Below are 7,695 nucleotides of genomic sequence, written 5' to 3'. Positions count from 1 at the left end.
GGAGGGCCCGAGCCTGCTCGCGGGCGCCGGAGCGGGCCGCGGCGGCGCCGGCGCGGCCGCCCTGCCCGGACAGATCTGGCACGAGACCGACGAGGCGACGACCGCGCGACTCACCGCGCACGCCCGCGCGGCGGGCCTGACCCTCAACACCCTGGTGCAGGGCGCCTGGGCGCTGCTCCTCGGCCGTGAACTGGGCCGCGACGACGTCGTGTTCGGCGCGACCGTCGCCCACCGGCCGCCGGAGATCCCCGGTATCGAGTCGACCATCGGCATGTTCATCAACACCCTGCCGGTCCGTGCCCGCATCCGGCCCTTCGAGACCCTCGCCGAACTCCTCGGCCGCGTCCAGCAGGAACAGGCCGCGCTCATCGAGCACCGCCACCTGTCCCTGACCGAGGTCCAGTCCGCCGCAGGAACCGGCGAACTCTTCGACACCGTCGTCGTGTTCGAGAACTATCCGCTCGACCCGGCCGTTCTGACCGCCGAAGCACGCGGCATGCGCCTGGCCGGCTTCGAGGTGGGCGACGCCACCCACTACCCGCTGAGCCTGCTCGCCATCCCCGGCCCGAGCATCCGCTTCCGCCTCGACCACCGCGGCGACGTCCTCGACGAGGCCGGCGCCCGACGGCTGCTGAGCCGGCTCGACGCGCTGCTGGCCGACATCGCCGCACACGGCCCGGGCCTGCCCGTCGGCCGCCTCGACCTGCTCCTGGACACCGAACGCCGCCAGGTCCTGCACGAGTTCAACCAGACCGGCGACGCCGAGCAGCCCGCCACCCTGCCCGCCCTGTTCGAGGCGCAGGCCGCCCGCACCCCCGAGGCCACCGCCCTCGTCGTGGGCGACACCTCACTGACCTACGCCGAGCTCAACCTGCGCGCCAACCGGCTCGCCCGCCGCCTCGTCGAGCAGGGCGCGGGCCCCGAACAGGTCGTCGCCCTGCGCCTGCCGCGCGGCCCGGAGCTGTACGTCGCACTCCTGGCCGTCCTGAAGACCGGCGCCGCCTACCTGCCGGTGGACACCGCCTACCCGGCCGAACGCATCGCGTTCATGATGGCCGACGCCCGCCCCGCCGTGGTCCTCACCGCCCAGGAGACCGGCCAGGACCTGTCCGCCTACGACGGCGCCGACCTGACCGACGCCGAGCGCACCACACCGCTGCTGCCCGCCCACCCGGCGTACGTCATCTACACCTCCGGCTCCACCGGCACCCCCAAGGCCGTCGTCATGCCCGGCCAGGCCCTGGTCAACCTGCTCGCCTGGCACCAGCGCGAGATACCCGGCGGCGCGGGCACCCGCGTCGCCCAGTTCACCACCATCGGCTTCGACGTCGCCGCCCAGGAGATCCTCTCCGCCCTGCTGCACGGCAAGACCCTCGTCGTCCCCTCCGAAGAGGTCCGCCGCAGCGCCGAACAGCTCACCGACTGGCTTCAGACGCAGCACATCGCCGAGCTGTACGCACCGAACCTCGTCATCGAAGCCGTCGCCGAGGCCGCGGCCGAGCAGGGCCGCACCCTGCCCGAGCTGCGCCACATCGCCCAGGCCGGCGAGGCCCTCGCCCCCACCCGCACCGTGCGCGAGTTCACCGCCGCCGTGCCCGGCCGCCGGCTGCACAACCACTACGGGCCCGCAGAGACCCATGTGATGACCGGCACCGCCCTGCCCGCCGACCCCGCCGCCTGGAACGAGCCCGCCCCCATCGGCCGCCCCGTCACCGGCGCCCGCGTGTACGTCCTGGACAGCGCACTGCGCCCGGTGGCGCCCGGCACGGTGGGCGAGCTGTACCTGGCGGGCGCCGGCGTCTCCCGCGGCTACCTGCACCGGCCCAAGCTCACCGCCGAACGCTTCGTCGCCGACCCCTACGCCCCCGAGCCCGGCGCCCGCATGTACCGCACCGGCGACCTCGGGCGCTGGAACACCGACGGGCACCTGGACTACGCCGGCCGCGCCGACCACCAGGTCAAGATCCGCGGCTTCCGCATCGAACCCGGCGAGATCGAGGCCGCCCTCACCGCCCTGCCCGCCGTCGCCCACGCCGCCGTCGTCGTCCGCGAGGACCGGCCCGGCGACAAACGCCTCGTCGCCTACACCGTCCCCGCCGCCCGGCAGAGCCTGGACGCGGCAGCGGTACGCGGCGAACTCGCCCGCACCCTGCCCGACTTCATGGTGCCCGCCGCGATCGTGACCCTGGACGCGCTGCCGCTGACCGCCAACGGCAAACTCGACCGGGCCGCCCTGCCCGCACCGCAGGCCGCCGCCGCGGTGCAGCGCACCCCGCGCTCCCCGCGCGAGGAGATCCTCGCCACCCTGTTCGCCGCCGTGCTGAAGCTGCCGCAGGTCGGCATCGACGACAACTTCTTCGACCTCGGCGGCCACTCGCTGCTCGCCACCCGCCTCATCTCCCGCATCCGCACCGTCCTGGGCGTCGAAATCTCCCTGCGCGACCTGTTCGAGGCGCCCACCGTCGCCGGCCTCGGCGCACGCCTCGGCCAGGCCGCCGGAGCCCGCCCCGCGCTCACCCCTGCCCCCCGGCCCGACCGGCTCCCGCTGTCGCACGCCCAGCGCCGCCTGTGGTTCCTCGGCCGCCTCGACGGACCCAACAGCACCTACAACATCCCCCTCGCGCTGCGGCTGACCGGCACCCTCGACACCGCCGCCCTGCAGGCCGCGCTCGCCGACGTCACCGCCCGCCACGAAACGCTGCGCACCCTCTACCCCAGCCACGCGGGCGAGCCCTACCAGCACATCCTCGCCCCCACCGACGCGGTCCCCGGCCTCGACACCGTCCCCACCGACGAGCAGCGGCTCGCCGGCCTGCTCGAAGAGGCCGCCGCCCAGCCCTACGACCTCACCCGCGAACTGCCGCTGCGCACCACCTTGTTCCGCCTCGGCGACGACGAACACGTCCTGCTGCTCCTGCTGCACCACATCGCCGGCGACGGCTGGTCACTGGCGCCCCTGACCCGCGACCTGGCCACCGCCTACACCGCCCGCACCGCGGGCCGCGCCCCCCACTTCGCGCCGCTGCCCGTCCAGTACGCCGACTACACCCTGTGGCAGCAGAACCTCCTCGGCGACGCCGACGACCCCACCAGCCTGCACGGCGCCCAGCTCACCCACTGGCGCCAGGCGCTGAGCGGCGCGCCCGCACACCTGGACCTGCCCTGCGACCGGCCCCGGCCCGCCGCCTCGAGCCACCAGGGCGCCACCGTGCCCTTCCGGATCGACGCCGACCTGCACGAGCGGCTCACCGCGCTGGCCAAGGCATGCGACAGCAGCCTGTTCATGGTGCTGCAGGCCGCGTTCGCCGCCCTGCTGACCCGGCACGGCGCCGGCACCGACATCCCCGTCGGCAGCCCCATCGCCGGCCGCACCGACGACGCCCTCGACGACCTCGTCGGCTTCTTCGTCAACACCCTCGTCCTGCGCACCGACACCTCCGGCGACCCCACCTTCCGCGAACTGCTGCAGCGGGTACGGCAGTTCGACCTCGCCGCCTACACGCACCAGGACCTGCCCTTCGAAAAGCTCGTCGAAGAGGTCAACCCGGAGCGCACCCTGGCCCGCAACCCGCTCTTCCAGGTCGTCCTGGCCCTGCAGTCCATGCCCGCCGCCGACCTCGCCCTGCCGGGCCTGGCCGTCGCGCCCGAACCGGTCCGCGTCGGCTTCGCCAAGTTCGACCTCGGCCTCGCCGTCATCGAGGAACACGCCGCCGACGGCACCCGCACCGGCATCCGCGGCGACTGGGAATACAGCACCGAACTCTTCGACCGCGCCACCGTCGAAGCCCTCGGCGCCCGCCTGGTGCGCCTGCTGGACGCCGTCACCGAAGAACCCGAGCGCACCATCGGCTCCATCGACCTGCTCGACGGCGCCGAACGCCACCGCCTGCTGGTCACCCTCAACACCACCGACGCGCCCCCGCCCGGCGAGCACACCCTCACCGCCCTGTTCGAGGCGCAGGCCGCCCGCACCCCCGAGGCCACCGCACTGGTCATGGGGAACCGGTCACTCACCTACGCCCAGCTGAACGCCCGCGCCAACCGCCTCGCCCGCCACCTCGTCACCCACGGCGCAGGCCCCGAACAGGTCGTCGCCCTCCAGCTGCCGCGCTCCCTCGACCTGATCACCGCCCTGCTCGCGGTGTGGAAGTCCGGCGCCGCCTACCTGCCCGTCGACCCCGACTACCCGGCCGACCGCATCGCCCACATGCACTCCGACGCGGCGCCCGCGCTCGTCCTCACCGCCCTGCCCGCGGACCTGTCCGCCCACGACGACAGCGACCTCACCGACGCCGACCGCAGCGCGCCGCTGCTGCCCGCACACGCCGCCTACGTCATCTACACCTCCGGCTCCACCGGCCTGCCCAAGGGGGTCGTCGTCGCGCACCGCGCGGCCGCCGCGACACTGCCCGCCCAGGCCGCCGCCTTCGGCCTCGGCACCCACAGCCGCGTCCTGAACTTCGCGTCCATCAGCTTCGACGCCGCCCTGTGGGAGCTCACCTCCGCGCTGCTGACCGGCGCCGGACTCGTCCTGGCCGACGCCGACGACCTGCTGCCCGGCCCGTCGCTGGCCAGGCTCGTCCACGACCGCCACATCACCCTGATCGCCCTGCCGCCCAGCGCCCTGCCCGCCCTGCCCGACGGCGCCCTGCCGCCCGGAACCGACCTGATCGTCGCCGGCGACGCCACCGCCCCCGACCAGATCGCCCGCTTCGCACCCGGCCGCCGCATGGTCAACGCCTACGGGCTCACCGAGACCACCGTGTGCGCCACCATGAGCGCCCCCGCCACCGACGGCACGGCCCTGCCCATCGGCCGGCCCGTCGCCCACGCCCGCGTCTACGTCCTCGACGAGCGGCTGCGGCCCGTGCCGCCCGGCGTCACCGGCGAGATGTACGTCTCCGGCGCCGGCCTCGCCCGCGGCTACCTGGGCCGCCCCGCGCTGACCGCCGAGCGCTTCGTACCCGACCCGTACGCCCTGCTGTTCGGCGAGACCGGCACCCGCATGTACCGCACCGGCGACCTGGCACGCCTGGACACCGGCGGGCAGCTGCACTTCGCCGGCCGCGCCGACCAGCAGGTCAAGATCCGCGGCTTCCGCGTCGAACCCGGCGAGATCGAGGCCGCCCTCACCGCCCACCCCGCCGTCGCCGCCGGCGCCGTCATCGCCCGCGAGGACACCGCCGGCGACAAACAGCTCGTCGCCTACGTCGTACGCGACACCACCGCCGACAGCGGCCCGGGCGACGGAGCGGAGGGCACCGACCAGGTCGACATGTGGCAGCAGACCTACGAATCGCTGTACGAGGCCGAACCCGGCCGCGCCTTCGGCGAGGACTTCTCCGGCTGGAACAGCAGCTACACCGCCGAGGAGATCGGCCTGCAGGAGATGCGCGAATGGCGCGCCGCCACCGTCGAACGTGTCCTGGCCCTGCGCCCCGCACGCGTCCTGGAGATCGGCTGCGGCACCGGCCTGATCCTGTCCCAGGTCGCACCGCACGTCGACGAGTACTGGGGCACCGACCTCTCCCACAGCGTCGTCGCCCAGCTCACGAACCACCTCCAGGCCCGGCCCGACCTGGCCGACAAGGTCACCGTCCGCGCCCGGGCGGCCCACGAGACCGACGACCTGCCCAAGGGACACTTCGACACGATCGTCCTCAACTCCGTCGTCCAGTACTTCCCCGACGCCCGCTACCTCGCCGACGTCCTGCACCGGGCCGCCGAACTCCTCGCCCCCGGCGGCACGATCTTCCTCGGCGACATCCGCAACCTGCGCACCCTCACCGCCTTCCGCACCGCCGTCGAACTGCGCCGCGCCGGCGCCTTCGCCGACCCCGCCGCCGTACGCCGCGCCGTCGAGCAGTCCCTCACCACCGAGAAGGAACTCCTGCTCGACCCGGACTTCTTCCCCGGCCTCGTCGCCCGCGACCCGCACCTGACCTGCGCCGACATCACCCTGCGCACCGGCGCCCACCACAACGAGATGAGCCGCCACCGCTACGACGTCACCCTGCGCCGCGGCGGCGAACCCACCGACCCGCCGACCGAGACCCTGCACTGGGGCAGCGACCTCGACACCCTCGACGAACTCGCCCGCGTCGTCGCCGGCCCCCGCCCCGTGCGCATCACCGGCATACCCAACGCCCGCCTCGTGCACGAGATCCGCGCACGCCGGGCACTCGAGCGCGGTGCGCTCGCCGACGCCTGCGCCCTCCTCGACGCACCCGCACCCGCCGGCAGTCTCGACCCGCACAGCGTGTACGCCCTCGGCGCCGTCTGCACCTGGGGCGAGGACGACGACACGTTCGACGCGTACGCCGGCGACGGCACCGCCTACCTGCCGCACGGCGGCGACCGGACCCTCGCCAACGACCCCGCCCACCGCCGCCACGACGGCCGGCTCGTCGGCGAACTGCGCGACCTCGTCGCGGGGCGCCTGCCCGCCCACATGGCGCCCGCCGCCTACGTCCTGCTCGACACGCTGCCGCTGACCGCCAACGGCAAACTCGACCGCGACGCGCTGCCCGCCCCCGACCTCGGCGACGAGGCCGCAGGACAAGCCCCGCGCACCCGCCGCGAGGAGATCCTGTCCACCCTGTTCGCCGAGGTGCTGGGCCTGCCCGCGGTCGGCGTCGACCGCAGCTTCTTCGACCTCGGCGGCCACTCGCTGCTCGCGACCCGGCTGCTGAGCCGCATCCGCACCGTCCTGGGCGCCGAACTCGCCGTCCGCGACCTGTTCCAGGCCCCGACCGTCGCCGCGCTCGCCGAACGCGTCGACGGCGCCCAGGAAGCCCGCCCCGCGCTCACCGCCCGCACCCGGACCGACGAGATACCGCTGTCCTTCGCGCAGTACCGGCTGTGGTTCCTGCACCGCATGGAAGGCCCCAGCGCCACCTACAACATCCCGATGAGCCTGCGGCTGACCGGCCCCCTCGACGAGGGCGCCCTGCGCGCCGCACTCGCCGACGTCACCGCCCGCCACGAAGCACTGCGCACCGTCTACCCCGAACACGACGGCGTCCCGCGCCAGCACATCCTCCACGACACCGCACCCCACTTCGAGACCGCCGACACCGACGCCGACACCCTCGACGCGGACCTCACCCGCGCCGCCCGCCGCGGCTTCGACCTCGCCCGCGAACTGCCGCTGCGCGCCACCTTGTTCCGCCTCGGCGACGACGAACACGTCCTGCTGCTGCTGATGCACCACATCGCCGGCGACGGCTGGTCCTGGCCGCCGCTCGCCCGCGACCTCGGCGAGGCGTACGCCGCCCGCGCCGCGGGCCGCGCCCCCGACTTCGCGCCGCTGCCCGTCCAGTACGCCGACTACGCCCTGTGGCAGCGCGACCTCCTCGGCGACGAGGACGACCCCACCAGCCGGCACGCCCGCCAGCTGGCGCACTGGGCCGCCGCGCTCGACCACCTCCCCGAGGAACTGCAGCTGCCCTGCGACCGGCCCCGGCCCGCCGTCGCCACCCACCGCGGCGACACCGTGCCCTTCACCGTCGACCCCGCCCTGCACCAGCGGCTCGCCGCCCTCGCCACCGACGGCCGGGCCAGCCTGTTCATGGTGCTGCAGGCCGCGTTCGCCGCCCTGCTGACCCGGCACGGCGCCGGCACCGACATCCCCGTCGGCAGCCCCATCGCCGGCCGCACCGACGACGCCCTCGACGACCTCGTCGGCTTCTTCGT

The 7,695-nt window shown here is 74.6% G+C and carries 1 protein-coding gene; it reads left to right on the top strand.

Going from position 1 to position 7,695, the window contains the following annotated elements; translation table 11 throughout:
* Positions 1-7,695, top strand: a 7,695-nt coding sequence (locus ABZ070_RS33775; protein ID WP_356639586.1) for an amino acid adenylation domain-containing protein, incomplete at both ends; no start/stop codon positions are given.

The organism is Streptomyces sp. NPDC006283 (assembly GCF_040613325.1).
Lineage (GTDB): Bacteria > Actinomycetota > Actinomycetes > Streptomycetales > Streptomycetaceae > Streptomyces.
The sequence above is the reverse complement of the archived record's forward strand: the minus strand, read 5'-3'. Positions and strand labels throughout refer to the sequence as shown.